The 888-nt window shown below is 41.2% G+C and carries 1 protein-coding gene; it reads left to right on the top strand.

The genetic code is table 11. The features are described 5' to 3' along the window. Nucleotides 1-766 (top strand): hypothetical protein (locus tag EI28_RS14580; protein ID WP_197018537.1); only part of this gene is annotated, 766 nt, incomplete at its 5' end. Between the last annotated feature and the right edge of the window lie 122 nt (nt 767-888).

Here is an 888-nt window from a genome sequence, read left to right as displayed (position 1 = left end):
TTCGGCACTCCTGGTAGTCCTATTAGTGGGTGCATTTATGCCTGTGGTGAGTGCTGAGCCGAATTATGAGAGCATAGTTTGTGGAGTATCGGAGGTGCGGTATAGGACAATTGTTGATGATACTGAAATCACAGTTAATTCAAACCTTGATGCTACCAATGCTTCAATATTGTTTAAATCCAATAACATTTCACGAGAGTATATCGTAGCGGTGGAGCAGCCAAAACACGGTAGATATATCGCTAAGATCTACTCCGCTCATGGTGAATTCATAGGGGCAAAGGAATACTCTAGAAATCCATTGATCTCAGAAAATGGGGATTTACCATTAATTTTGGGAGATATCCCTGTAGTGGAGGCACATATTACAATAACACCGGATAGTTATAACTATATTCGCAACCAATATGGCACCGTGAATCTCCATGTGCAAAATTTTGCTCCAGATGGATTTACAAACTACTTTCTGAAGATTCCAGATGGCGTTGAGTATACTGAGGTTTATCATGGAAAGCAACCCACCACAGTGCAGCGACTAGCCGCTGGAGAGTCTACCATTCTCCCTAAATATGGTATAGTAAATGGGCCCTGCACGATCCTCTCTTGGATGGATGTACATCTATTCAGTTACGATGAAGAAATGAAAATTAAGGTCAAATTCTCTAACCTGGGTCGGTATACATTTTATGCATATGATCATGAACAGGAAGTACTTTTGGGGATTCCGAGTTGGGATGATGATCAGTTTACGGTAACGGTTTCATAACGGGTGGATGAAGCATGCGGCAAGAGGTATCAATAGATTCTATTTTAACGGTGTTGTTTGCCGTGATGCTCTTCCTCTTACTCTTTTATCACACCATTAAGGAGTTTTATCCAGAGTTCGAT

The sequence above is a fragment of the Methanoculleus sp. MH98A genome (genome assembly GCF_000691865.1).
In the GTDB taxonomy this organism is placed as follows: Archaea; Halobacteriota; Methanomicrobia; order Methanomicrobiales; family Methanoculleaceae; genus Methanoculleus.
This window is presented reverse-complemented; position numbering and strand designations above follow the sequence as displayed.